General features: G+C 59.8%; 26 protein-coding genes. 1 reads left to right on the forward strand and 25 read right to left on the reverse strand.

Features of this window, described 5'->3' with window-relative positions; translation table 11 throughout:
• Positions 1-116: 116 nt before the first annotated feature.
• The 20 genes from NFS22_RS06770 to NFS22_RS06865 form a co-directional block, all read right to left on the reverse strand.
• Positions 117-338: a helix-turn-helix domain-containing protein gene (locus NFS22_RS06770; RefSeq protein WP_251316955.1), complete on the reverse strand. Its 222-nt coding sequence runs from the start codon at positions 336-338 to the stop codon at positions 117-119.
• A gap of 26 nt (positions 339-364) precedes the next feature.
• Positions 365-1,639, reverse strand: a complete 1,275-nt coding sequence (locus tag NFS22_RS06775; protein ID WP_251316956.1) for a BaiN/RdsA family NAD(P)/FAD-dependent oxidoreductase — start codon at positions 1,637-1,639, stop codon at positions 365-367.
• Positions 1,636-2,499, reverse strand: coding sequence for a MurR/RpiR family transcriptional regulator (locus NFS22_RS06780; protein WP_251316957.1), 864 nt, complete (start codon positions 2,497-2,499; stop codon positions 1,636-1,638). Before NFS22_RS06780 ends, NFS22_RS06775 begins: the two co-directional genes overlap by 4 nt.
• 105 nt (positions 2,500-2,604) lie before the next feature.
• Complete coding sequence (locus NFS22_RS06785; protein ID WP_251316958.1) at positions 2,605-3,327, reverse strand: pseudouridine synthase; 723 nt, start codon at positions 3,325-3,327, stop codon at positions 2,605-2,607.
• A gap of 33 nt (positions 3,328-3,360) precedes the next feature.
• On the reverse strand, positions 3,361-4,479 hold the full coding sequence (locus NFS22_RS06790; RefSeq protein ID WP_251316959.1) for a D-alanyl-D-alanine carboxypeptidase family protein: 1,119 nt from the start codon (positions 4,477-4,479) through the stop codon (positions 3,361-3,363).
• Positions 4,480-4,555: 76 nt separating this feature from the next.
• The gene (locus NFS22_RS06795) at positions 4,556-4,984 is read right to left on the reverse strand and encodes a GerW family sporulation protein (RefSeq protein ID WP_251316960.1); all 429 of its coding nucleotides are present in this window, start codon (positions 4,982-4,984) and stop codon (positions 4,556-4,558) included.
• Between the two features lie 3 nt (positions 4,985-4,987).
• On the reverse strand, positions 4,988-5,638 hold the full coding sequence (locus NFS22_RS06800; protein ID WP_251316961.1) for a DUF2953 domain-containing protein: 651 nt from the start codon (positions 5,636-5,638) through the stop codon (positions 4,988-4,990).
• Positions 5,635-6,276: an SMC-Scp complex subunit ScpB gene (gene scpB, locus NFS22_RS06805; RefSeq protein WP_251316962.1), complete on the reverse strand. Its 642-nt coding sequence runs from the start codon at positions 6,274-6,276 to the stop codon at positions 5,635-5,637. The genes NFS22_RS06800 and scpB overlap by 4 nt, the downstream gene beginning before the upstream one ends.
• Before the next feature lie 41 nt (positions 6,277-6,317).
• Entirely contained in the window at positions 6,318-7,112 is a 795-nt protein-coding gene (locus NFS22_RS06810; RefSeq protein WP_251316963.1) for a segregation and condensation protein A, read from the reverse strand.
• Positions 7,113-7,486: 374 nt separating this feature from the next.
• Entirely contained in the window at positions 7,487-8,080 is a 594-nt protein-coding gene (gene yihA / locus NFS22_RS06815; protein WP_251316964.1) for a ribosome biogenesis GTP-binding protein YihA/YsxC, read from the reverse strand.
• A 9-nt stretch (positions 8,081-8,089) separates the two neighbouring features.
• On the reverse strand, positions 8,090-10,522 hold the full coding sequence (gene lon / locus NFS22_RS06820) for an endopeptidase La (protein ID WP_251316965.1): 2,433 nt from the start codon (positions 10,520-10,522) through the stop codon (positions 8,090-8,092).
• Between the two features lie 119 nt (positions 10,523-10,641).
• Positions 10,642-11,964 carry an ATP-dependent Clp protease ATP-binding subunit ClpX gene (gene clpX / locus NFS22_RS06825; protein ID WP_251316966.1) on the reverse strand — a complete coding sequence of 441 codons (1,323 nt, stop codon included), beginning with the start codon at positions 11,962-11,964 and terminating at the stop codon, positions 10,642-10,644.
• A gap of 26 nt (positions 11,965-11,990) precedes the next feature.
• A complete protein-coding gene (clpP, locus tag NFS22_RS06830) occupies positions 11,991-12,572 on the reverse strand; it encodes an ATP-dependent Clp endopeptidase proteolytic subunit ClpP (protein WP_251316967.1) in 582 nt (193 codons plus the stop codon).
• Between the two features lie 115 nt (positions 12,573-12,687).
• The gene (gene tig / locus NFS22_RS06835; protein ID WP_251316968.1) at positions 12,688-14,064 is read right to left on the reverse strand and encodes a trigger factor; all 1,377 of its coding nucleotides are present in this window, start codon (positions 14,062-14,064) and stop codon (positions 12,688-12,690) included.
• A gap of 386 nt (positions 14,065-14,450) precedes the next feature.
• A complete protein-coding gene (locus NFS22_RS06840) occupies positions 14,451-15,137 on the reverse strand; it encodes a metallophosphoesterase (protein WP_251316969.1) in 687 nt (228 codons plus the stop codon).
• A 4-nt stretch (positions 15,138-15,141) separates the two neighbouring features.
• Entirely contained in the window at positions 15,142-16,626 is a 1,485-nt protein-coding gene (thrC, locus tag NFS22_RS06845; protein WP_251316970.1) for a threonine synthase, read from the reverse strand.
• A 97-nt stretch (positions 16,627-16,723) separates the two neighbouring features.
• Entirely contained in the window at positions 16,724-17,092 is a 369-nt protein-coding gene (locus tag NFS22_RS06850) for a YraN family protein (RefSeq protein ID WP_251316971.1), read from the reverse strand.
• Positions 17,089-17,694: a ribonuclease HII gene (locus NFS22_RS06855; RefSeq protein WP_251316972.1), complete on the reverse strand. Its 606-nt coding sequence runs from the start codon at positions 17,692-17,694 to the stop codon at positions 17,089-17,091. The genes NFS22_RS06850 and NFS22_RS06855 overlap by 4 nt, the downstream gene beginning before the upstream one ends.
• 175 nt (positions 17,695-17,869) lie before the next feature.
• On the reverse strand, positions 17,870-18,739 hold the full coding sequence (ylqF, locus tag NFS22_RS06860) for a ribosome biogenesis GTPase YlqF (protein WP_251316973.1): 870 nt from the start codon (positions 18,737-18,739) through the stop codon (positions 17,870-17,872).
• A complete protein-coding gene (locus NFS22_RS06865) occupies positions 18,736-19,425 on the reverse strand; it encodes a hypothetical protein (RefSeq protein WP_251316974.1) in 690 nt (229 codons plus the stop codon). Before NFS22_RS06865 ends, ylqF begins: the two co-directional genes overlap by 4 nt.
• Before the next feature lie 102 nt (positions 19,426-19,527).
• Between NFS22_RS06865 and NFS22_RS06870 the strand changes: the two genes are divergently transcribed.
• Positions 19,528-20,301, forward strand: coding sequence for a TraX family protein (locus tag NFS22_RS06870; protein WP_251316975.1), 774 nt, complete (start codon positions 19,528-19,530; stop codon positions 20,299-20,301).
• On the opposite strand, the gene NFS22_RS06875 is transcribed toward NFS22_RS06870, so the two are convergent.
• The 5 genes from NFS22_RS06875 to NFS22_RS06895 all read right to left on the reverse strand — a co-directional run bounded on the left by NFS22_RS06875 (position 20,293) and on the right by NFS22_RS06895 (position 24,027).
• The gene (locus NFS22_RS06875) at positions 20,293-21,399 is read right to left on the reverse strand and encodes a hypothetical protein (RefSeq protein ID WP_251316976.1); all 1,107 of its coding nucleotides are present in this window, start codon (positions 21,397-21,399) and stop codon (positions 20,293-20,295) included. The genes NFS22_RS06870 and NFS22_RS06875 overlap by 9 nt on opposite strands.
• A gap of 82 nt (positions 21,400-21,481) precedes the next feature.
• On the reverse strand, positions 21,482-21,823 hold the full coding sequence (gene rplS / locus NFS22_RS06880; protein WP_277614750.1) for a 50S ribosomal protein L19: 342 nt from the start codon (positions 21,821-21,823) through the stop codon (positions 21,482-21,484).
• A 130-nt stretch (positions 21,824-21,953) separates the two neighbouring features.
• Complete coding sequence (locus NFS22_RS06885) at positions 21,954-22,751, reverse strand: Nif3-like dinuclear metal center hexameric protein (RefSeq protein WP_251316977.1); 798 nt, start codon at positions 22,749-22,751, stop codon at positions 21,954-21,956.
• Positions 22,739-23,440 (reverse strand): tRNA (adenine(22)-N(1))-methyltransferase, encoded by a 702-nt coding sequence (locus NFS22_RS06890; RefSeq protein ID WP_251316978.1) that lies wholly within the window; start codon positions 23,438-23,440, stop codon positions 22,739-22,741. Before NFS22_RS06890 ends, NFS22_RS06885 begins: the two co-directional genes overlap by 13 nt.
• Positions 23,437-24,027, reverse strand: a complete 591-nt coding sequence (locus NFS22_RS06895; RefSeq protein ID WP_251316979.1) for a flavodoxin family protein — start codon at positions 24,025-24,027, stop codon at positions 23,437-23,439. Before NFS22_RS06895 ends, NFS22_RS06890 begins: the two co-directional genes overlap by 4 nt.
• Between the last annotated feature and the right edge of the window lie 20 nt (positions 24,028-24,047).

Here is a 24,047-nt window from a genome sequence, read left to right on the forward strand (position 1 = left end):
AGGTGGCACCGCCGAAGGCGGTGACGGAGGGTTTTCCCCTCCCGAAACGCGTTTATCTCTGTTAGGAGAAAACCCTCCCCCAGCTTCGCCGGGAGCCTCCTTTGCGAAGGGGGCCTTTATTCTTCTCCTCGACCCAGGAGGTAGTCGGTAGTCACGCCGAAGAAATCGGCGAAGAAGTTCAACGTCGTAGCGGGGACGTTTATCTTTCCATATTCATAGCGCTGATAATTACGCATAGTAATCCCCATTGCGTCAGCCATATTTTGCTGTGTCAAGTTTTTTCTCCTTCGCAGCTCCTTGAGTCGATTCCCAAATCCTGCTAAAAATTCTTTTTCCATAAAAATTTCTTCAACCCCTTGACATGTCACAAAATGTCATGTATAAAGGCCGCCGCCCCCTCTCCCGCCGCCCGGCCGGTGGCCCAGGCGATCTGGAGGTTGAACCCGCCGGTATAGGCGTCCACGTCCAGCATCTCCCCGGCGAAGAACAGGCCGGGCACCTTTTTGGACTGCATGGTTTTGGGGTCCACCTCAGACACCTTCACCCCACCGGAGGTGATGATAGCCTCGTCGATAGGCCGGGGGCCGGACACCGCCACAGGGAAGCACTTGAACAGCTCCAGCAGGCGGCGGCGCCCCTGCTTTGTCAGGTCGTGGGCCTTTTTGTCCCCCGGGATGCCCGCACGCTCCAGCAGGACAGGCACCAGCAGCCGGGGGGCCAGCGCCCCCAGAAGATTGTCCATGTCCCTGTTGGCCCCGGCTGTCAGCTCCCGGACTAAACGGGCGTCCAGGGTGGGCTCATCCAGGGCGGGCTTTAAGTCAATGGCGCAGGTGTATTGATCCTTTTCAAAGTCCCGCATATGGGCGCTGGCCGACAGTACCAGCGGACCGGACAGGCCGAAATGGGTGAACAGCAGCTCCCCCTGCTCCTGGAAAACCGGCTTTTTTTTCTGGTTTTTTACCGTCAGCGCCACATTTTTAAGGGCCAGCCCCTGCATTTGAGCACAGAAAGCATCCGGGGACTCCAGAGGCACCAGAGAGGGTTTCGGGTCCACGACGGTGTGTCCCAGCTCCTCCGCCATCCACAGACCATCCCCGGTGGAGCCGGTGGCGGGGTAGGACAGCCCGCCGGTGGCCAGGATAACCACCTTGCAGGGCTCTCTCCAACCCCATTTGTCCCCGGCTGTACCAATTTCCACACCGGATACCGCTCCGTCCTTCAAGGACACACTGGACACACGCTGCCAGGTGGTCATAGTCACCTTCAGGCGTTTCAGCTCTCGAAACAGGGCGTCAATGATATCGATAGACTTGTCCGAGGCGGGAAACACCCGGTTCCCCCGCTCCACCTTCAAGGAAACCCCCAGAGACTCAAAAAACTCCTCCACCCAGGCGGGTGGGGTGTGCTCCAGGGCGCTGTATAAAAACTTTCCGTTCCGGGGTGCAGCGGCCCGGACCTCCTCCGGGGAGCAGTGGTTGGTCACGTTGCAGCGGCCCTTCCCCGTGATATACAGCTTGCGGCCCACCTTCTGATTGCGCTCAATCAGCGTGACGGACGCCCCCAGCTGGGCGGCGGTGATGGCCGCCATCATGCCGGCGGCTCCGCCGCCCACAACCACAATATCGCTTATATCACTCATTCCTGCACCTTTTCATACACGCCGTACTCGTCCCAGATTTTCTCCAGCGTGTGGAAGGTATGGGCTAGGTCCTCATTCTTCCGCTGGCTCACCGCCACCAGCAGGGCGTTCACCAACGACAGCGGGGCCACCAGGGAGTCCACAAAGGAGGCCATATCGCTGCGGGCCATCAGGGCACAGCGGGAGATGGGGGCCAGAGGGGAGGATTCGCTGTCGGTGATGGCTACGGTGGTAGCTCCCCGGTCCCGTGCAAAGCTCATGGCCTGGACAGTGCGGCTGGAGTACCGGGGAAAGCTGATGCCAATTACCACATCCCCTTCCCCCACCCGGAGCAGGCTCTCAAAAATCTCGCTGGCGGTGCTGGCGGACACCAGCACCACATTGTCAAAGATGAGATTAAAATAGAAATGCAGAAAGGACGCGATCGCCGCAGAGGAGCGCACGCCGATAATATAAATCTTCCGGGCGGACACAATGGCGTCCACCGCGCTGTTAAAGCTCCCCCGGTCCAGCTCCTCCAGCGTCAGGCGTATTTTATCAATGTCCGACTGGAGCACCACAGACAGCAGATCCTGGTCCCCCAGGCGGTCTTTGGTAACCTCAATGCGCTGGACGGTGGTTAGCCGGTTGCGGATCATCTCCTGCAAAGACCGCTGCATATCCGGGTAACCGTCATAGCCCAGCTCAAAGGCGAAGCGGACCACAGTGGACTCACTGACCCCCACCCGCTTGCCCAGGCGGCTGGCCGTCATAAAAGCGGCTTTGTCATAGGACTCCAGGATGAAGCTGGCAATCTTCCGCTGTCCCTTGGAAAAGGTATGCAGATTGTCCTGGATTTTGGTCAAAATATCTCGGCTCATGACTCCCATCCCTCCGGTCAATTCAACATTCTTCATCATACCCGATTCCAGGACAAAATGCAAGAGATTTTTGCGGGAGCTTCGTACCTCTCCCACAAAAATCTCTCAAGTGTCACTTAAAGGTTTGGTAAGCTCCAATAGTTCCTTGTCGGTGAGAGGCCTCCACTGCCCCGCTTTCAGGGAGCGGTCCAGAAACACAGCCCCCTCCCGGATACGCCTGAGCCGCAGGACCTCCAGTCCGGCCTGGGCGCACATCCGCCGCACCTGGCGGTTTTTTCCCTGGTGGATGGTGATAGAGAGCTGATGCACGCCCCCGCTGTCCCGGCCCCGCCGCACACGGGCGGGGGCCAGCTCCTCCCCGTCCAGTACCATGGGGGCGGACAGGATGGGCAGGGCCTTGTTCACATTGCCCGTCACCCACACCAGATACTCCTTTTCCACCTGATGGCTGGGGTGGAGCAGCTGGTGGGTAAGGGCGCCGTCGTCGGTAAGCAGCAGAAGGCCCTCCGAGTCCATATCCAGCCGGCCCACCGGCCACACCCGGGCCCCGCAGTCCGCCGTCAAATCGGAGACGGTCCTCCTCCCCTTCTCGTCGGACAGGGTGGTCACATATCCCCGGGGCTTGTTCAGCATCAGGTAGGTCCGTCCTCCCCCCGGTCTCAGCGGCTTTCCGTCCACCAGGACTGTGTCCCGGTCCAGGTCCGCCCGGTCCCCCAGGTGGGCCTTCTCACCGTTGACCGTCACCCGCCCGGCGGCAATCCACTCCTCCGCCGCCCGCCGGGAGGCCAGCCCGCAGGCGGAAATCAATTTTTGCAGACGTTCCTCCACAGGCCACTCCTCCTCTCTCCCCCTGTGGGCAAACTACAGCCCGGTTATCCGCTCCCAAATCTTGCCCAGCAGACTGGAGGGCTCCGCCAAATCGCAGGGGACAGTTTTCCCCGTCACCAGCGGAACCCTGGCAAGCTCCACCGAGTTTACATAATAAACAGCCTCCCCCACCTGTGTCCCGGCGGACACTGGGGCGGTGAGCGTGGTCTGTGTCAGCTCATAGCTCACTTCCGCCCTTTCACCGGCGGACAGAGCGGCGGTCAGGTCCTCCGCCATCTCAATGGGACAGACAGGCTCCAGTCCGCCGTACACGGGCAGCTGGCCGGCCCTCTCCCCCGTCCGGGTCAGCGGACAGGCCTGATATTCAGCAAAGCCGTAGTCGAAAAGGGCGGTGTGGTCCGCCCAGTCGCTGGGGGCGTTGAGGGTGACGCAGATCAGGGTGACGCCGTCCCGCCGGGCCGCAGACACCAGGGTGCGCCCCGCATGCTCGGTATAGCCCGTTTTCATGCCAATACAGCCCTCATACCGCCACAGCAGCTTGTTGTGGTTGGTAAAAGTTCGAGTCCCCAGGGTGATGGACTTGGTGGCCGCAATCCTGGCCAGCTCCTCGTTCTCCAGGCAGGCCGCGGCCAAAAGGGCCATGTCATAGGCGCAGGAGTAGTGCCCCTCAGCGTCCAGGCCGTTGGGATTGGCAAAGCCGCTGTCCGCCATCCCCAGCTCCCCGGCTTTCCGGTTCATTTGAGCCACAAAGTTCTCCACCGTACCGCCGCAGTGACCGGCAATGGCCAGGGCGGCGTCGTTGCCTGAGCGCAGCAGAAGACCGTAGAGCAGCGCCTCCAGAGAAATTTCCTCCCCCGGGCTCAGATAGATGGAGGAGCCCTCCACCCCCGCCCACTCAGAGGCGACGGTGACCGTCTCGTCCAGGCTGTGCCCCGACTCCAGGGCCACCAGGGCGGTCATCAGCTTGGTAGTGCTGGCAATAAGCCGGTGGGTATGGCTGTCCTTTTCATACAGTACCCGCCCTGTGCCGGCGTCCATCAAAACCGCGCTGGCGGCGGAAATTTGGGGCGGGGCCGCCCCCTCCGCCCGAACAGCGGGCAGCGCCCTATACAAAAGAAGTCCTGTCAGCACTATAGAAAAAAGCCGCTTCATCCTTGCCACCTTCTTTTCAGTCGATGGTATTAGTATACTGCGGCTTTTGTCCCGTTTTTCCAGGTAAATTTTTGTTTTATTCGGCGAAGTCCTCCCCGGATTCCTTCCGGCCCTTCTTCTCCTGCTGTTTTTCGATAAAACCGGTGACCTTATCCACCACCTCGGGCACCGTCTCAATAACCCGGTCCACGGTGGTGGCAGGGGGCGGGGCTACGGGGAGCAGCTTCACACTGCCGTCCTCCCGGACCACCAGAAAGGCCACCGGCTCCAGCTTGGCGCTGGCGGCGCTGCCGCCGCCGAAGCCGTCCTTTAGAGCTCCCGCCTTGGTGGTAAACTCAGTGCCGCCGCCCCCCATACCGAAGGACATCCGGGACACGGGGATGAGCGTGACGCCCTCCGCCTGGATGGGGGTACCGATGATGGTGTTGGCATCCGCCATTGCCTTAATATGCTCCATAGTAATCTTCATCAGCTCACCGAGAGAGTTTTTCTTCTCCTGTTCCATAGGTCATGCCGCCTTTCTCTGCCGTCGTTTTAGTTTCAGCCGCTTTCGTGCGGCAAGAGCTCCGAATAACGCCTTACAGCCCGCCCGCAGGCCAATCCAGACCACTGTTCCAATTTTAATGGACAGCTCCGCAGTTCCGTACACCGTCATACCCGGGGCGTCGAAATCCAGCTTCACCCGGGCCGAGCCGTCCTTCACATGGAAGGCCTTTGTCAGCGGATACCACAGCGCCCCCAGGGCGGCGTTAGCCTGTCCATAGAGCATAGCCGCATCCGCCGGATCGGGCGCGCCGGCGGTCAGCTCCAGCTCCAGTGTGTCCACCCGCAGGCCGCGCCACATTCCTCCTGCGGCCTCCAGGGCCACAGGCAGCAGGGCCTTGGCATACTCCAAAGCGCCCCCAAGCTTCTCCGGAAGCGGGGTGGGAGGTTTCTCCTTCTTTGGTCTTTTGGGCTCCTTTTTCGCCTTGGGCTTTTTAGCTTTTTTAGGCTTTTTTTCCTCCTTGGGTTTCATGGGGAGAATATTGACCCAAAATTTCCCCAGCCTCACCCGCAAAAAGAAGCCCGACCTGTTAAACTCCGCCCGGCCGCCCACCCGGACCTGCCCGATCAGGAGCAGAATCAGCACAACGACGGCCAGGATAAACAGGGCCTTCACGGTCCCTCCGCCGGTAACTCCGGCGGCTCGGGCTGAGCTTCCCCTTCGCCCTCCTCCAGCGTCTCTGCCTCACGCAGACGAGCCAGACTGGCCTCCAGCTCCAGGGTGAGCTGGCTGCCCTCCTGGGACTGGTTGGGCAGCTCAGGCAGCTCGTCCAGGCTGGACAGGCCAAAGGAGCGCAGGAAATTTTTGGTGGTCTTGAACTGCACCGGCCTGCCGGGCACCGCCAGGCGGCCCGCCTCCTCAATGAGCTCCCGCTCCAGAAGAAGTCCCATGGTGTATGAGCTGTCCACCCCCCGGACCTGGTCCACATAGGCCCGGGTCACAGGCTGGTAGTAGGCGATAATGGACAGCACCTCCAGCGCCGGCTGGGACAGCCGGGCAGGCTTGCGGCTCTCCAGGGTTTTTCGGATATATCCGGCAAACTCCGGTGCGGAGCACAGCTGATAGCTGGTGTCCAGCTTTACCAGCCGGATACCCCGGCGGTCATAGCTGTACTGGTCCATCAGCCGCTGGGCCACCGCGTCCAGCGTGGGCCTGTCCACCTCCAGACCCAGACACAGCCGCTCCACCGGCACTGGCTCCCCGGCGGCAAACAGCACCCCTTCCAGGGCGGATTCCAGCTCTTTGATTTCCATGACCTCACCCCCTCTGCCCTTGGCCCCCTCCTTGAGGGAGGCTAATAATTTTCCGACGTAAACTCCACCGCCCCCTCCTCCTGAGTACAGGTGACGGTACAGTCTGACTCAGTGCCCGCCAGAAGCAGGCGGCGGGCCTTGCACAGCTCCAGCACAGCCAGAAAGGTGGCCACCACCTCAGACCGGCTGCGGCTGCCCTTGAACAGCGCCCGGAACCGGGTGACGCCAAAGCGGACCAGTCTTTTCACAATCTCCCCCGCCTTGTCGGCCACAGGGTAGGGCTCCCGGCCCACAATCCCCTGAAACGCCGATACCGGCGGAGGCAACTTGTTGTCCAGCCGGCTCAGCACGGCGTTCATGGCCTTGAGCAGGTCAGCCTTATCGTGGACATAGCGGTATATTTTGTCAGGCTGAACCGCCTCGGGCTGTTTGGTCAGGTAATCCCGGCCAATTTGATAGCGGCTGTCCAGGGCGGGGGCAACCGCTTTGATTTTAAGATAATTTTCGTTGCGCTGGTGGGCTTCCAGTGTGGCAATGAGCTGTTCCATCTCACTCATGGCCTCCTCGTCGTTGATGGACAGCAGCATTCTGGTCTTGATGTAAACCAGGTGGGAGGCCATGGTCACAAAGTCACTGGCAACCTCCAGGTCCAGCTCACGCCGCTGATTCATCCACTCCATGTACTGGTCCAGAATCAGGGCAATCTGAATGTCCTTGATCTCCAGCTTGTTTTTGCTCAGCAGATGGAGAATCAGGTCCAGCGGCCCCACAAAGTCCTCCATGGCTTCCTCTTTTGCCTTCACCACCCCTTCCAGGTGGTAAATGGGTGCCTCCAAGGGCCCACCTCCCCATTTTAGATTCATCTTTCTGTTTATTATACCAGTTTGTGGAGCAAAAGACAAGCAAATGTTTCCCTTTTCTGCTACAATAAAAACAGCCCCAAAAGGGACTGGGTGTCACAATAAAAGTTTCGTCTTCATGGCGGTCAGCCACACCATCCGAAAGGGGGTGTGCATATGCCCCTTACCATTACCTGGCATTGGTGTAGTTTTACCATCACCATCAAGGTAAAAAGGGACAACCGCCACCCTGCACGGTGACGGTTGTTACTTAAAATAATCCTTCGCTTAAAGGGTTGACCACTTTATTGCGGCACCCTTTTATAATTTTATTTTACCACCCGGCCGCCTCCCTGTCAAGGGCGAGGCGTTCATCTTTCAATCCCCGTCAGGATGGCCGACAGCAGCTCCTCCCGGCCGGTGCCCTTCTCGGCGGAGAAGGGGATCAGCCGGTCCTCATTTCGCAGCTCCAGGGTGTCCCGGATGAGCTGTAAATTGGGTTCAACCTCCCGCTTTTTCAGCTTATCCAGCTTGTTGGCCACGATAATCAGGGGACAGCCCGTGTCCCGGAACCAACGGAACATAGTACAGTCGTCGGCGGTGGGCTTGTGGCGGGAGTCCACAATCATCACCCCCAAAGTGAGCAGGTCGGGACGGGCGAAGTAGTCCTCCATCAGCCGCCCCCACCGGTCCCGCTCCGCCTTGGACACCTTGGCGTAGCCGTAGCCGGGCAGGTCCACCAGGTAGAAGGTTCTGTCGATATTGAAATAGTTCACATGGACGGTCTTCCCCGGCGCGGCCCCCACCCGGGCGAAGTTCTTCCGGTTGAGCAGACGGTTGATGACGGAGGATTTGCCCACGTTGGAACGCCCGGCAAAGGCCACCTGAGGCAGGCCGTCCTGAATAAAGTTCCTGGGGGAGACGGCGGACAGCACAAATTCCGCCTTCTGCAAATTGACAGTCATAGCCTCTCCTCACTGGCGCAGCAGGGAGCCGCCGCTGTCCTGCTCAGGCGGGACGGGGGGCAGCGCCTCCGATTTTTTGGGGCGGCCCCGTTTCCGAACGGCAGGGGCCTCGGCTGAGCGGTTGAGCGCGTTGGACAGCACCTGGTCCGCCCGCTCCACCAGGATAAATTGGAGGGCTTTGCGCACAGTCTGATCGATCTCCTCCAGGTCTTTGGCGTTGTCAGCGGGGATGATTACAGTTTTGATCCCGCTGCGGAAGGCGGCCATGGTCTTCTCCTTCAGCCCGCCAATGGGCAGCACCCTGCCCCGGAGGGTGACCTCTCCGGTCATGGCGATCCCCCGGCGTACAGTCACCCCGGTGAGGGCGGACACCATGGCAGTGGTAATGGCAATGCCGGCGGAGGGGCCGTCCTTGGGCACCGCGCCCTCCGGGAAGTGGACATGGATGTCCTTCTCCTTGTAGAAGCTGTCGGGCACGTTCAACTGGCTGGCCCGGCTGCGGATGAAGCTGAGGGCGGCGTGGGCCGACTCCTTCATCACGTCCCCCAGGTTGCCGGTGAGCTCTACCTTGCCGGAGCCGGGGACCACATTGACCTCCACCTCCAGCAACTCGCCCCCCACAGAGGTCCAGGCCAGACCGTTGACCACCCCTACCCGCTCCTCCAGAGCCTGGCGCTCGGGGTGGTATCTGGGCACGCCCAGATATTCCTCCAGATCCTTATCGGTGACCTTGAGAGCTTTCGCCTCCTCAGCCACCACCTTCATGGCCGCCCTGCGGCAGATGGCGGCCAGACGGCGCTCCAGCACACGGACGCCTGACTCCCGGGTGTAGGAGGCAATTACCTCCCGCACAGCCCCGTCAGACACCTTGAGCTGCCCCTTGGACAGGCCGTGACGCTCCAGCTCCTTGGGCAGCAGGTGCTTTTTGGCAATCTGCACCTTCTCCTCGTCGGTGTAGCTGGACAGCTCAATAACCTCCATCCGGTCCAGCAGGGGCCGGGGGATGGTGTCAGTGGTGTTGGCGGTGGTAATGAACATCACCTGGGACAGGTCAAAGGGGATTTCCAAAAAATTGTCCCGGAAGGTGGCATTCTGCTCCCCGTCCAGCACCTCCAGCAGGGCGGAGGAGGGGTCCCCCCGGTGGTCCCGGCCCAGCTTGTCGATCTCGTCCAGGAGGATGAGAGGATTGCAGCTCTGGGCCTGATTGATGGCGGAGATGATGCGGCCGGGCATGGCCCCCACATAGGTCTTCCGGTGGCCTCGAATTTCGGCCTCGTCGCTGACGCCGCCCAGAGAGATACGGGCCAGCTTCCGGTTCATGGCCTGGGCCATGGACATGGCGATAGAGGTCTTGCCCACCCCCGGCGGACCCACCAGGCAGATAATCTGCCCCTTCAGCTCGGGGGCCAGCTGGCGGACGGCCACAAACTCCAGCACCCGCTTTTTCACCTTGTCCAGGCCGAAGTGATCCTGGTCCAGTACCTTCTGTACGGCGGCAACGTTCACCTTTTCCTTAGTGGTTTTGCCCCAGGGCAGCTCCAGGCAGATATCCAGATAGCTGCGCAGAACGGTACTCTCCGAGGAGCTGTAGGGCTGCTTGGCCAGCCGGCCCAGCTCCTTGTTCAGCTTCTCCCTCACCTCGTCGGGGAGCTTGGCCTGGGCGATCTTTTCCCGGTATTCCTCAATTTCGTCGGCCTCCTCCCCCAGTTCGGTTTGGATTGCCTTCATCTGCTCCCGGAGGTAGTAGTCCCGCTGGTGGTCGTTCATCTGCTCCCGGGCCCGCTCCTGAATCTCCTGGTCCAGGGAGAGAATTTCCACCTCCCGCTCCAGCAGGCGGTGGAGCTTTTCCAGCCGCCTGGCGGGGCGCAGCTCCTCCAGAATGGACTGCTTGTCGCTGTTGCGCATGGGGATATTCTGGGCGATATAGTCGGCGATATGCCCCGGGTCCTGGCTGGCCAGCACGTGGATCATCAGATCGGGGGACAGCTTGGGAGACAGCTCCGCATAGTCCTGAAACAGGTCGTAGGTGGCACGCATCAGCGCCTCGGTTTTGGCGCTTCCCCGGGCCGGAGGAGCGGGAACCGCAATCTCCTGCACCTCCGCCTCCAGATGGGGCTGGGTGCGCAGCAGCTGGAGCACCCTGCCCCGGCTTACCCCCTCCACCATCACCCGCACGTTGTCCCCCGGCATGCGGAGAATCTGGCGGATGTTGGAGATGGTGCCCACCTGATACAGGTCGTCCAGCCCGGGCTCCTCCACCGCAATATCCTTCTGCCCCACCAGGAATACCGGGCTCCCGGCGGTCATAGCCGCCTCCAGCGCCCTCACCGAGGCCTCCCGGGCCACCTCAAAGTGAATCAGCACATTGGGAAACACCGTCAGCCCCCGCAGGGCGATGGTTGGCATAGTAGTGGTGTGGAGGATATCCCATTCTTTTGACATGGTTTTCACTTCCCTTCTAGAACAATATAAGGCTCCCTCAGCGAGGGAGGCTTTCGAAGCAGGACAGACGCCCCGTGCCCCGCTGTGGGGGCGCCGCGGGGCGCCTGATTCTTATTATGTCAACCCGCTCGACCGTGGTCCCGCCGCCGGGGCTGCTCCAGCTGCAAGCTGGCCCTGCCCAGCTTAGGCCGCTGGGTCCGCTCCGGGTCCCGGATCAGCTCAGGGGGCGCGCCGTCCCGGACGCACTCGCCGGTGATGGTCACCTTGACAATAGTGGGCTCGGAGGGGATGTCGTACATGATCTGATTCATGACCTCCTCCAGGATGGCCCGCAGGCCGCGGGCTCCGATCTCCCGGGCCACCGCCCGGTCGGCCACAGCCTCCAGGGCCTCCCGGGTAAACTCCAGCTCCACCTCGTCGTAGTTGAGCAGCACCTGGTACTGCTTCACCAGGGCGTTCTTGGGCTCGGTGAGGATGCGCACCATCTGGTCCCGGTCCAGCGACTCCAGGGTAGTAACCACGGGCATACGGCCCACCAGCTCGGGGATGATGCCGTACTTCAGCAGATCCTGGGGCTGGATCTCATTCATCAGCTCACCCACATTGCGCTCCTTTTTGCTCTTGATCTCAGCGCCGAAGCCCAGAGAGCGCTTGTCCAGACGGTGCTCGATAATTTTGTCAATACCGTCGAAGGCTCCGCCGCAGATGAACAGAATGTTGTGGGTATCAATCTGGATAAACTCCTGATGGGGGTGCTTCCGTCCGCCCTGGGGGGGGACGTTGGCAACGGTGCCCTCCAAAATTTTCAGCAGCGCCTGCTGCACGCCCTCGCCGGACACATCACGGGTGATGGAGGTATTCTCACTTTTCCGGGCGATTTTGTCCATCTCGTCGATATAGATGATGCCCCGCTCGGCCAGCTCAATGTCGTAGTCGGCGGCCTGAACCAGGCGCAGGAGGATATTCTCCACGTCGTCGCCCACGTAGCCCGCCTCGGTGAGGGTGGTGGCGTCGGCAATGGCGAAGGGGACCTTCAGCACCCGGGCCAGGGTCTGGGCGAAGAGGGTCTTGCCGCAGCCGGTGGGGCCCATAAGGAGGATGTTGCTCTTTTGCAGCTCCACGTCCTCCGCCCCGCCGAAGTAGATGCGCTTATAGTGGTTGTACACCGCCACCGACAGGGCCACCTTGGCCTTCTCCTGGCCAATGATATACTGGTCCAGCACGGCGTGAATTTCCTTGGGGGTGGGGATGGCGTCGGGGATTTCTCCGGGGAACTGGTCCAGGTCGTCCAGCAGCAGGGGCTCGGCCCCCATCGCCTCCATGCACAGGTTGACGCACTCGTTGCAGATATAGACTCCAGGACCGGCGATCATCCGCTGCACCTGGTCCGGGTGCTTGCCGCAGAAGGAACAGCGGACCTTTCTCTCGTCGTTGTTAGCCATGGATACACCTCAATTTCTTGGGAAAATTACCGCTTTTCAATCACCTTGTCGATCAGGCCGTACTCCAGAGCCTCCCGGGCGCTCATAAAGTTGTCCCGTTCTGTGTCGGCGGTGACAATTTCAATGGGCTTGCCGGTATTCTCAGACAGGATGCGGTTCATTCTGCTCTTGACAATCTCCAGCCGTTTCAGGTGGATAGCCATATCGGTAATCTGGCCTTGAGTGCCGGCGGAGGGCTGATGGATCATAATCTCGGCGTTGGGCAGGGCCAGCCGCTTGCCCTTGGCTCCGGAAGACAGCAGGAAGGCCCCCATGGAGGCGGCCATGCCGATACAGATGGTGGACACGTCGCACTTGATATACTGCATCGTGTCGTAAATGGCCATGCCGTCAGTAACAGAACCACCTGGGCTGTTAATGTAGAACTGGATCTCCTTGTCCGGGTCCTGAGCCTCCAGATACAGCAGCTGGGCTACAATGAGGGAAGCAGTGGTACTGTTGACCTCCTCTGACAGCATGACGATACGGTCGTTAAGCAGGCGGGAGAAAATATCATAGGACCGCTCGCCTCGGTTGGTCTGTTCTACTACATAGGGAACTAAGCTCATAATCATACTCCTTTTTCAGTTGGGATACCTGATTATACCCATTGGAGCGGAAATTCATTCCTTGGGATATTCGTACGCCCGGGGCGGTCGCAGCCGCCCCGGGACGTGTATCTGTTTACTCCTCAGCAGGCTCCTCAGTCTTCTTTTTCCGGGTGCGCTTGGGCTTTTCCTCGCCCGTTTCCTCTTCGCCGTCCTTCTTGGGGGCGGCCTTCTTCTTGGCCTTGCCCTCCTTGGCGTTGTCCATTACCAGCTTGTGGGCCTTCTGGAGAGCCAAGTCCTTCTTCAAGCCGTCCATGGGGACAATGGCCTTCACCTGGTCGGCCTCCATGTTGTACTGCTCGGCCATTTTGGCGATCTCCGCCTCATACTCCTCGTCAGAAACCTCAATATTCTCCGCCTTGGCCACAGCGGTAAGGGCCAGCTCCATCTGCACCTGCTTCAGGGCGGCGGGCTTGGCGGAGGCGCGCATCATCTCAGGGGTCATCCCCATCATGGACATGTACTGGTCCATGGGGATGCCCTGGCTCTGCAGGCGCATGGCGTAGTCGTCCATCAGCCGGTCGGTCTGGCTCTCCACCATACCGTCGGGGATCTCGCACTCCATGTTCTCCACCAGCTGCTCCATCACGGCGTTCTCAAAGTCAGCCTGAGCCTGGGTCTTCTTCCGCTCCAGCAGCTTGTCGCCCAGATCCTTGCGGAAATCGGCCAGAGTCTCAAACTCAGACACGTCCTTGGCAAACTCGTCGTCCACCTCGGGGGCCTGGGACTCCTTTACCTCATTGACCTTCACATGGAAGACCACGGCCTTGCCGGCCAGGTCGGCGTGGTAATCCTCGGGGAAGGTGATGTCAATATCCTTCTCCTCTCCAGCCTTCATGCCCACAACCTGCTCCTCAAAACCGGGGACAAACATGCCCGCGCCCAGCTTCAGGTCGTAGTTCTCGCCCTTGCCGCCCTCAAAGGGGGTGCCGTTGTCAAAGCCCTCAAAATCAATGACAGCGGTGTCGCCCTTCTTGGCCTTGCGCTTTACGCTGACCAGACGGGTGGCCCGGTCGATATAGGGCTTGAGCTCCTCGTCGATATCCTTGTCGGTGACCTTGGCCTCCTCCTTGGGGGCGGTCAGGCCCTTATACTCGCTGAGCACGGCCTCGGGACGGACGGAGACCAGCGCCTTGAAGGTGAAGCCCTCCTTGCCCACCTCCACGACCTCCATCTTGGGGTAGCCCACGTCGTCCAGGCCCTGTTCCTTCACGGCCTCCTCATAGGCGGCGGGGTAGACGTCGTTGATGGCGTCTTCATAGAACACGCCGGAGCCATACATACCCTCAATAATCTTCCGGGGAGCCTTGCCCTTGCGGAAGCCGGGGACGTTGATGCGCCCGCGGGTTTTCAGATAGACCTTCTGGACGGCGGCCTCAAAAGCTTCGGCCTCCACCTGGATGGTGAGCTCTACGGTGCTCTTCTCTTTCTTCTCAACACTGGTGACCTTCATTTGTACAATTTCCTCCTGTCGGTCCCGCCTCCGGAAACGGCCGGCGGAGGGGCCCTTTTACTTTCGCCACGATATTCTATCAGATATGCGGCGGTTTGAACAGTCTTTTTTTGAAATTTTCCAGATTTTTTCCTGATTCACTTTCTGTGAACCCTGGAATCAGGCATTTTGACGGGGACAGCTTCGAAATTGCGCCCCAAAAGGTTTTCTTTGCAGAGAGGGGCTCCCATCGAAAGCCTCCTCTAAGGCCCCTTCACAAAGGGGGCTCCCGGCGCAGCCGGGTGGGGGGATTCTTAACGAAAACGGGCGCATTTCCATTGGAGCAAACCCTCTGTCATTTGCTTCGCAAATGACGCCTCCCTTTGCGAAGGGAGGCTTTTTTGCTCCTACAGGATACACACCGGCCTAAAGCCCACATAGTCGGCGGCCACCAGGCGGTAGTCCACTGTCCCCTGGCGGCCGGTGACGGCCAGGCGGTGGCTTCCCCCGTGGAGGTGGCCGTAGCAGCACAGCTTCACCTTGTATCCCTCCAGCAGGTCAATAATCTCCTGGCAGCGGTAACCCTGATACAGGGGCGGATAGTGGAGAAAACACAGCTTCTCCCTCTCCCCCGCCGCCTTCAATGAGGCCTCCAGGCGGATCAGCTCCCGGTTGAAGATTTTCGTGGAGTGCTCCCCCCGGTCCTCCTCGTAGAACCAGCCCCGGGTGCCGCACAGGGCGGTGTCCCCGTAAAAATGGCAGTTGTTGTGCAGAATGTCCAGGGTGGAAAATCCGTTCTCCTCAAAAAAGGTCTTCATCTTGCTGGCGGTGGTCCACCAGTAGTCGTGGTTGCCCTTGAGCAGGAGCTTGTGTCTTCCGGGCAGGGCATCCAGAAAGGCAAAGTCCTCCCGGGCCTCCTCCAGGCTCATGCCCCACGAAATATCTCCGCAGACCACCACGGTGTCCTCCGGGGACACAATTTGAAAGCCCTCCCGCAGCTTGTCCACATAGCCCGTCCATCCGCCCCCGAACACGTCCATGGGCTTGTCCGAGGCCAGAGACAGGTGGGTGTCTCCAATGACGTACAGGGACATGGGCTCACCCCAGCAGGGACAGCACCGCGTCCACCATGTGGTCCTTTTCCACCACCTGGGTAAAGCGGACCTTTTTGTCCCGCAGGCCGGCCAGAGGTGCGGGGGCAGGCTGGCCCGTTCTGGCGCTCAGCTGATCCAGCGCGTCCAGGCCGCCGGCGGCGCTGGTCTCTCCCAGGGCCTCTAAAACACTGGCGCAGAACTTGAAGGGGCTGGCGGTGGAGGCCACAATGGCGGGGGTCTCATCCCCCGTCTCGCTCCGGTACTGGTCCAGGGCGGAGAAGGCCACGGCGGTATGGGTGTCGATCAGGTAGCCGTGCCTGTCGAACATGGCCCGGATAACCCGCTGGGTCTCTGTGTCGTCGCAGAAGTAGCCCTTGAACCGCGCCTGAAGCCGGTCACGGACTTTGCCGCTCACCTGATACCGGCCCGTCTCAGACAGCTGGGTCATATACCCCTTGACCTCCCCGGTGTCCTGGGTGAAGGCAAAGAGCAGCCGCTCCAGGTTGGAGGAGATGAGGATATCCATAGAGGGTGACATGGTGTTGTAGAAGGTGCGGTTCTTGTCATACACCCCCTCCCGCAGGAAGCCGGTGAGAACGTTGTTGCTGTTGGAGGCGCAGATCAGCTGATCGATAGGCAGGCCCATCTCCCTGGCGTAGTAAGCGGCCAGAATATTGCCGAAGTTGCCGGTGGGCACGCAGACATTTACCGCCTGACCGGGGGCGATCTTCTCGTCCCGGAGCAGGTCGCAGTAGGCGGAAATGTAGTAGACAATCTGGGGCAGCACCCGGCCCCAGTTGATGGAGTTGGCGGAGGAGAAGAAATATCCCCGGCGCTCCAGCTCCTGGCAGACAGCCTTATCAGAAAACAGCTTTTTTACGCCGGTCTGGGCGTCGTCAAAGTTGCCCACTACAGCGGACACGCCCACGTTGCCCCCCTCCTGGGTGACCATTTGCAGCTCCTGGACCTCAGATACCCCGTCCTTGGGGTAGAACACCAGTATCTTGGTGCGGGGCACGTTTTTAAAGCCCTCCAGAGCCCCCTTGCCCGTGTCCCCCGAGGTGGCCACCAGGATACACGCCGTCTTCTCCTCCTCTGTCTTCACCAGGGAGGCGGACAGCAGATGGGGCAGCATTTGCAAAGCCATGTCCTTAAAGGCGCAGGTGGGCCCGTGCCACAGCTCAAGGCAGTGGGTATTGCCGTCCACCGTGCGGACAGGGGCCACCGCCGGGGAGTCAAACTTGTCCGGGCCGTAGGCGGCGTTGGCGTAGTCGGTGAGCTCCTTGACGGAGAACTCCTCCAAAAACTGCTTCATAATGTACACCGCCCGCTGCTGGTAGGCCATCTCCTTGATGTCGTCCAGCGCCTTGCCGGGCAGCTTGGGGATATAAAAGGGGGTCAGCAGCCCCCCATCCTTGGCCAGCCCTTGGGTAATGGCCTGAGAGGCGGAGTAATGGATGGTGTTGTCCCGCGTGCTGATATACCGCATGTCGATCCTTCCTTACTTTTATGATGATGGCTATTATTATGCCAGCTTTCCGGCCGAAGGTCAAGAAATTTATGCTAAGAACCTGTATTCACAGGTTCTAAAAGGCGTTTTCCAAATGGATGATTTCCGGTTTGACGGTATGTTCCCCCTGAGGCGCGTAAATTTCAATCACATCAAACCGGGGCTGGAGCTCGGTGGGATGGCCGGACAGGTAGAGCATAGCGGTCCTGCGCAGCTTATCCTGCTTGCGCCGGTCCACAAATTCCGCCGCGCTGCCGTAGGCGGCGCTTTTGCGCAGCTTGACCTCCACAAAGCACAGGTAGGTCCCGTCCTCCGCAATCAGGTCGATCTCCCCAAAGCGGCTGCTCCAGTTGGAAGCCAAAATGGCAAAGCCCCTGTCCCGCAGGTAACCGGCCGCCGCATCCTCTCCCCACCGCCCCTTAAGGCGGCTGTTCTGCCCGCTCACAGGTTTTTTAAAAAGGTCCGGCGGTGGATGGGGCTGGGGCCATAAGTACGCAGCAGCTCATAGTGCAGCCGGGTGCCGTAGCCCTTGTGCTTGTCAAAGCGGTACTCCGGATATTTTTGCGCCATCTCCGCCATAAAGCGGTCCCGGCTCACCTTGGCCAGGACGGAGGCCGCCGCGATAGAAGCCGACAGGCTGTCCCCCTTCACCACGCAGCGGTGGGGCGCTGTAATGACGGCGGACTGCCCATGGTCCCGGTTGCCGTCAATAAGGGCAAAATCCGGCTTGGGGGACAGCCCGTCAATGGCCAGCTGCATAGCCTTAATCCGGGCGCTGAGGATATCTGTCGCGTCAATCTCCGCCGCCTCCACCCAGGCCACCGACCAGGCCAGCGCCCTGTCCTGGATGACGGGGAACAGCCCCTCCCGCTTCTTTTCGGTCAGCTTTTTGGAGTCGTCCAGGCCGGGGATGTCCTCCCCAAAGGGCAGGATCACCGCCGCCGCGTACACTGGCCCGGCCAGCGGCCCCGCCCCCGCCTCGTCACAGCCGCAGACAAGGGTATTCCCCCCCTCTGTCGCTTCTTTTTCGTACTGCCAAAGGTCCATCGTTTCCCACTCCTTTCGTCCCCCGCAGGGGAAAGCCTCCCTTCACAAAGGTAGGTGGCACGGCAAAGCCGTGACAGAGGGTTTTCCCTTATCGAAACGCATCCGTCTGCGTTAGGGGAAACCCCCACCGCCCTCCGGGCGAAGCCCCCTTTTCGAAGGAGGCCTTTTCGCACCCTTACGGCACCTCCAGCGTAAACCGGCCCAGCTTGCTCCCCCGGTACTCGTCCAGCAGAACGCGGGCCATCCGCTCGGTGTCCACCTCTCCGCCTGAAATACGCATCCCCCGCCTGGCGGCGCAGGACTGGAGAAGCCGGTAGCCCCAGGCCGCGTCATTCTCCCCCTCCTCACGGGCGGGCACCTCAGTGAGCTTATAGCCCTCCATCAGCGCCTGGGGATAGCGATCCCCCAGCAGGGCCATAAAGTGGCAGCCCAGGGTCTCAATATCCATAATTTCATCCTTCACCGCCCCGGTAAAGGCCAGGTTCATGCCGGTGGTTTCGTCCTCAAACTTGGGCCAGAGAATACCGGGGGTGTCCAGCAGGTCCAGGCTCTGGTCTACATGGACCCACTGCTTGCCCCGGGTGACGCCGGGGCGGTCGCTGGCCTTGGCCGACTTCTTTTTGGCCACCTTGTTGATGAAGGTGGACTTTCCCACATTGGGCACCCCCACCACCATAGCCCGCACGGGACGGCCCACCTGTCCCTTCTCCCGCCATTTGGCGATCTGGTCTTTCAGCACGCCCTGGATGATGGCGGAAAACTGATTGATCCCCCGCCCGGTTTTGGCGTCTGTCTCCAGCACGGAGTGGCCCTGACTGCGGAAGTGGACGGCCCACGCCTTATTCTGGGCCGGGTCGGCCTGGTCGGCCCGGTTGAGGACAATCAGCCGGGGCTTTCCCGCACAGATGGTGTCAATGTCCGGGTTGCGGCTGGAGACGGGAACGCGGGCGTCGATAATCTCCACCACCACATCCACCAGCTTTAGATCCGCCTCAATCTGCCGCCGGGTTTTGGTCATGTGGCCGGGGTACCATTGGATGTTCATAAATTTTGCTCCTTTTTGATCTCCGTCAGGGTATGCTCAATCTCTTGGAATGCCTCCTGAAAGCGCGGGGCAACCCACCTCTGCCGCGCTTCGTCCAGTAGCTCTTCCGCCTGACTGTACTCTTTCTTTTGAATGGCCGCCAGTATGTCCAGAATTGCGATATTGCCGCCATACAGTTTGCCGTCTCTCTGGGACTTAAAAATTGCTTGACTGCTGCTGTACAGCTCCAGACCCTTTTCCCCCTGCCCTGACTGCAAATAGCAGATACACAAATTCAGCCGGTAGACCGTTTTCACCGCAGAACCCGCAAGCCGTTTGTCGGATATCCCCTCCAGCAGCTCGATTGCTTTGTCAAACTCCTTCAGGTCAATGTACCCTGCGGAAAGGTTCATTGTCAAAATGGTTCTTAGATTCTGCCCCTTGGCGGTTTGCAGCAGCTGCTCCACGCCGGTGATATACTCCCGGGGCTTTTGGGCCTCCAGCAGCGGGACAAGCTTTTTCATCCTTTTCTGATAGCAGATGTTGTAAATCACGTTGACCAGCACAGCCCCCAGTATAACCACCGCCGCACCGGCCCAATACCAGCGCATAAACACATCCTCATCAATGTGCAGCGCTCCTTTGAGCACCCCCAGCAGCAGACCGGCGCACACGCCAATGGCAATTATTTTCCAAATCCGTTTCATCCGCTCCGCCTTCTTTTCAGAAATTTGTAAGGAACTTGAACGCTTTTTTGTAAGAAACATCTGGTATCCTCTCCCTGTAAATTTTTTAAGGAGGGAACCACATTGAGTTTTTTCGCGTTAAAAATCATCGCCCTGCTGTCCATGCTGTGGGACCACGTCACCTATGTCTGGCCCCTGACCCTGACGGTGGAGGTCCTGTTCTTCCCCGACGTGTCAGAGTCCATCCCGGCCCTTCTGGTTCTCCAGCGGGCCACCGACTACATCGGCCGCATCGCCGCCCCCATCTTTCTGTTCTCCATCGCCAACGGCTACCGCCACACCCGGAATTTTAAAAAATACGCCCTGCGGCTGCTGATCTTCGCCTGTCTGGCGGAGTATCCCTATTACCTCCTGTTCGGCTTTCACGGCAACATCATGTTCACCCTGCTGCTGGGTCTGCTCACCCTGCGGCTGATGGACTGGGGCAACGAAAAGCGGACGGGGCTGGGGTATGTTCTGGCCGCCGGGGTGATAGCCGCCGCTCAGTACCTTAGCCTGACGGAGGGCAAGGGGTCCTATATTCTGTTCATTCTGGTCTTTTACTGGACAGAAAACTGGCCGTTCCGCAAAAAGGCTCTGCTTTGGCTGTTCCTCATGCCCCTGTCCCGGTACGGGCTGGTCTGGATGCTTTTCTCCGAACAGCTGTTTACCTATCGCTGGCTCCACATGCTGTGCATCAACGCGGTGGGGCCCTTGCTGGGGGTGGCGTTCACCTTCTTCTACAACGGAAAGAAGGGTCCCTCCTTTCCGGGGGACAAATATCTGTGGTACGTCTTTTACCCCGCCCATCTGCTGGTACTGGGGCTGGCCAACGCCAAAATGCAGGGTCTATGGTAATCGGAGATAGACCCCGTCCCGCTCCACCTTGTCCACTGACATCCCCATCAGCATGGCGAAGTCCTCAAGGGAGACCCAGTAGTAGTATTCCGCGCCGGTGTGGGTATCAGATATCTTGTGAAAATACTTCACTGGCAGCTTCCGGCCGTTTTTCCAAACGGTCAGGCTGTTCCGCCCCCGCCGCACCTGAAAGCGGTCTGCCCCGATCTGATAGGACGTGGTCTGATCCTTCATGGAGATGGTATACTGGGCGTTGGGATAGAAGGCTTTGATAATTTCCCGCTGCAAATAGTCCTCCACCCCGCCGTTACAGGAAATCTTGATCCCAAAGCCCACAGGCGCATAATATCTCCTGTTCTCCAGGCTGTAGATAAATCGAATGTCATAGTCGTTCGACACATAGGGCTCCCCGTTGATGTACAGAGCCTGGATATACTTCTGGGGGATGGCGTCCAGCAGCTCCTGGGACAGCGCCACATCCTTCACCAGCCCCATGTCCACTGCCGCCTTGAAATTCAGATACAGCAGCTGGCGGGTGTGGGAATAATTCCAGTCCCCCTGCTTTTTGACACAGATACACTCCAGCTTTCCATAGAGGGTATAAAGCTTCAGCTCAAAGGGGAACCACCTCAGCTCTGTCCTGGGAATGTAGCCCTTCATCAGCTGGTACAGCTCCTCTAGGGCCCTGGCCCCCGCGTCGATCTCCTCCATGGCGGCAACACGGTTGGTCACGCCAATGCTGTACTTGCCTTCAACCGTCACCTGATATCGTTCCGCGATTTCTCCAATCTCTCTGGAAAAGCGCTGAAAAAGCTTTTCGCAGTAGTTATGGCTGTAGCCTGCGGACTTTCCGGCAAAGAAAAAGTTGCCTTCCTGATAGTTTTTAAAGGTAAAAACAATATCTCTGTATGAGACAGTATAATTTTTAAATTTATACCCCTTGGACCGCGTACCGGTTTTCACCTTCAGGACGGCCGCGCCGGGCAGAACCTGGTTGAGCCCGGCCTCCACCTCCCGTCTGGTCATCAGCCTTGCGGCGGTGGCCAGCATAAAAACACCCCGCGCAATATCCGTCAGCTTGACGCCGTTCCCGGCCATACCACTCTCCCCCTCCATGCAAACACTCTGATTATTTGGGAGAATTTAAGAAAAAGGAGCGGCAAAGCCGCTCCTTTTTTGATTACAGCGCTTCCTTGACCTTGGCGGCCTTGCCCACGCGGTCGCGCAGGTAGTACAGCTTGGCGCGGCGCACCTTGCCCTTGCGGACAACCTCCACCTTCTCCACAGAGGGAGCATGGAGGGGGAACACCTTCTCCACGCCGATACCGTAAGAAATGCGGCGGACAGTAAAGCTCTCCTCAATGCCGCCGTGCTTCTTGGCGATAACGGTGCCCTCGAAGACCTGGATACGCTCACGGTTACCCTCTTTTACCCGCAGGTGAACACGGACGGTGTCGCCAATGGACACCTTGGGGGGCTCGGCCTTTGTGTACTTTTCGGTAAATGCTTTCATCAGATCCATGGTTGTTTTCCTCCTGTTGTATAGGCGTTCGTTCCGGCTGTTTTCTCCGCCTCGCAGAGGGCCGCAGAGGACCGCCCGTTATTCAGACTTGGGTAGTATATCACAGGAAGTCCCAGATTGCAAGGTTTTTTTACACCGATTTATAAACTTCCTTGTGGACCGCCGACAGGCGCACCTCCACATCCCGGAACGTCTCAGACAGCCACCGGGCCCAGGGCCCGCATACCACATTCTCCGTGGGAAAGTGGCCGGCATCCAGCAGGTTCAGCCCCAGGGCCTTGGCCTCCAGGAACTGGTCGTATTTCACGTCGGCGGTGACGAAGGTGTCGCAGCCCTGGGCGATCACGTCCTTTATCATGGAGCCGCAGGCCCCGCCCCCTACCGCCACCTTCTGCACCGGTTTTCCTCCGCTTACACAGCGGACACTGGCGGATCCCAGCTTCGCCTTCACAAAGGCGGCGTACTCCCTGGCGGACAGCCCCGGCTGGTGGACCGTTCCTGTGCGTCCAATGCCGTAGGGACGGCCCTGACCGTCCACCCCGGCCTGGTGAAGCTGGCCGATACCGGTCAGCTCCAGCGCTTCGGCCAGACAGTCGTTGACCCCTCCTTGCGCGGCGTCCAGGTTGGTGTGGGCACAGATGGCGGCGATCTTGTTCTCAATCAGCTCCAGCAGAATCTGTCCAGTGGGGGTTTCGTCGGTGATCCACTTCACCGGGTGGAAAATTACCGGGTGGTGGGCCACAATCAGCTGAGCTCCCCACTGGGCCGCCTCCTCCACTACCGCATGGGTGATGTCCAGAGACACCAGAATTTTTGTGACCTCCTGGTCCCTCCGGCCCACCAGGAAACCGGCGTTGTCAAAATCCTCCTGGAGCTCAAACGGGGCAAAAGCATCAATAAACTGGCAGACGCTCACTACTTTTGGCATACTTCCCACTCCTCCTTCATTTTTATGAGGCCCTCGCGAACCTCCTCCAGCGCCCGGCGGCGGTGGAGGACCTCCTCTCCCCTGCCCTGGGCCATCCCCTCCAGGGCTCGTCCCGTCCGGGCAATCCACCGGTCCAGCCACTCCCCCCGCAGGGGATCGCCGCTGTTTTTTCCCGCCCACAGCTCCGCCGGGGACAGGGGGGGCATCTCCCCCGCTCGGACCAGCAGCGCGGTATAGAGGGTGTCCCCCTCCTTGGCCAGCCGCTCCTCTTGAATAGAAAAGCCGTTGGCCTGGAGCCAGCCCCGCAGCTCGGGCATGGAAGACATGGGCTGGAGGATCAGCGGTACGTCCTCCTCCCGTGTCCAGGGGGCGGCGGACAAAATAGAGGCGATAGTCTCTCCCCCCATGCCGGCTATGGCGGCGGCGTCCACCTCATCAGGACGGATGCCAGTCAGACCATCACACAGGCGGAAGGCCACCTTTCCTGTCAGGCCGTACTCCCGCACGGTGGCCCAGGCCCGGTCCAGAGGACCCCGGCGCAGGTCGGCGGCAATGGCCCAGGGGATTTTCCCCTTCAGAATCAAAGCGGCGGGGAGATAGGCGTGGTCGGTGCCTACGTCGGCCAGGCGGGCTCCGGCAGGCACCAGGTCCGCCGCCATCCGCAGTCGGGGCATCAGTTCAATCTTCATAGGTCCTCCAATCGGATGGTCATGTGCAGAGCTTGGGCAAAATCCCGGGCAGCCTGCTCCCGGTCCCGGTTCATAAAGGGAACAGTTCCCCGGTCCTGACGGCAGAGGATTCCCAAATACTCCAGGCTCCCATGGCGGCAGAAGCGCTTCAGCCCCTCCTCCCACAGGCCGGCTCCCTCCTCTGGAGGATATCCGCACGTTACAATGGCAGCCGCTCTCTGACAGCCTAACAAAGCCGGCCCCTTCTGCTTTCCGTAGTTCTTCTTACCGGCATAGATGGCCCGGTCCAGCAGCGCCTTCATGGGCGCAGTACAGTACCAGGAATAGATCGGAGTCGCAAAAATCAGGGCGTCACAGTTTACCATAGACTGAAAAATTTCCTGGAAGTCGTCCTCCTGCACACAGCCCGGCCCATCCATACAGTCCTGGCAGACCTTGCACCCCAGGCATGGAGCAATTTTTTTGTCATAAAGCCAGATGACCTCCGCCTCCACCCCCAAAACAGCGCACTCCTCCAGAAAGGGGGCCAGCAGGGCGGCGGTGTTGCCCTGCTTCCTGGGACTGCCCATAAGTACACAGAATTTCATTGCTCCACCTCATAAGTTCG

This window comes from Flintibacter muris (assembly GCF_943192995.1).
Classification (GTDB): domain Bacteria; phylum Bacillota; class Clostridia; order Oscillospirales; family Oscillospiraceae; genus Lawsonibacter; species Lawsonibacter muris.

Excerpts from the sequence above, each read along its gene's own strand:
- lon (WP_251316965.1), bottom strand. The coding sequence starts at position 10,522 with ATGTCAAAAGAATGGGATATCCTCCACACCACTACTATGCCAACCATC.
- NFS22_RS06780 (WP_251316957.1), bottom strand. The coding sequence starts at position 2,499 with ATGAGCCGAGATATTTTGACCAAAATCCAGGACAATCTGCATACCTTT.
- rplS (WP_277614750.1), bottom strand. The coding sequence starts at position 21,823 with ATGGATCTGATGAAAGCATTTACCGAAAAGTACACAAAGGCCGAGCCC.
- tig (WP_251316968.1), bottom strand. The coding sequence starts at position 14,064 with ATGAAGGTCACCAGTGTTGAGAAGAAAGAGAAGAGCACCGTAGAGCTC.
- thrC (WP_251316970.1), bottom strand. The coding sequence starts at position 16,626 with ATGCGGTATATCAGCACGCGGGACAACACCATCCATTACTCCGCCTCT.
- clpP (WP_251316967.1), bottom strand. The coding sequence starts at position 12,572 with ATGAGCTTAGTTCCCTATGTAGTAGAACAGACCAACCGAGGCGAGCGG.
- clpX (WP_251316966.1), bottom strand. The coding sequence starts at position 11,964 with ATGGCTAACAACGACGAGAGAAAGGTCCGCTGTTCCTTCTGCGGCAAG.
- NFS22_RS06885 (WP_251316977.1), bottom strand. The coding sequence starts at position 22,751 with ATGCCAAAAGTAGTGAGCGTCTGCCAGTTTATTGATGCTTTTGCCCCG.
- NFS22_RS06865 (WP_251316974.1), bottom strand. The coding sequence starts at position 19,425 with ATGAAACGGATTTGGAAAATAATTGCCATTGGCGTGTGCGCCGGTCTG.
- NFS22_RS06795 (WP_251316960.1), bottom strand. The coding sequence starts at position 4,984 with ATGGAACAGGAGAAGAAAAACTCTCTCGGTGAGCTGATGAAGATTACT.
- NFS22_RS06890 (WP_251316978.1), bottom strand. The coding sequence starts at position 23,440 with ATGAAGATTGAACTGATGCCCCGACTGCGGATGGCGGCGGACCTGGTG.
- ylqF (WP_251316973.1), bottom strand. The coding sequence starts at position 18,739 with ATGAACATCCAATGGTACCCCGGCCACATGACCAAAACCCGGCGGCAG.
- yihA (WP_251316964.1), bottom strand. The coding sequence starts at position 8,080 with ATGACTGTCAATTTGCAGAAGGCGGAATTTGTGCTGTCCGCCGTCTCC.
- NFS22_RS06875 (WP_251316976.1), bottom strand. The coding sequence starts at position 21,399 with ATGGCCGGGAACGGCGTCAAGCTGACGGATATTGCGCGGGGTGTTTTT.
- NFS22_RS06775 (WP_251316956.1), bottom strand. The coding sequence starts at position 1,639 with ATGAGTGATATAAGCGATATTGTGGTTGTGGGCGGCGGAGCCGCCGGC.
- NFS22_RS06770 (WP_251316955.1), bottom strand. The coding sequence starts at position 338 with ATGGAAAAAGAATTTTTAGCAGGATTTGGGAATCGACTCAAGGAGCTG.
- NFS22_RS06840 (WP_251316969.1), bottom strand. The coding sequence starts at position 15,137 with ATGTCCCTGTACGTCATTGGAGACACCCACCTGTCTCTGGCCTCGGAC.
- NFS22_RS06790 (WP_251316959.1), bottom strand. The coding sequence starts at position 4,479 with ATGAAGCGGCTTTTTTCTATAGTGCTGACAGGACTTCTTTTGTATAGG.
- scpB (WP_251316962.1), bottom strand. The coding sequence starts at position 6,276 with ATGGAAATCAAAGAGCTGGAATCCGCCCTGGAAGGGGTGCTGTTTGCC.
- NFS22_RS06855 (WP_251316972.1), bottom strand. The coding sequence starts at position 17,694 with ATGGACCTTTGGCAGTACGAAAAAGAAGCGACAGAGGGGGGGAATACC.
- NFS22_RS06895 (WP_251316979.1), bottom strand. The coding sequence starts at position 24,027 with ATGAAATTCTGTGTACTTATGGGCAGTCCCAGGAAGCAGGGCAACACC.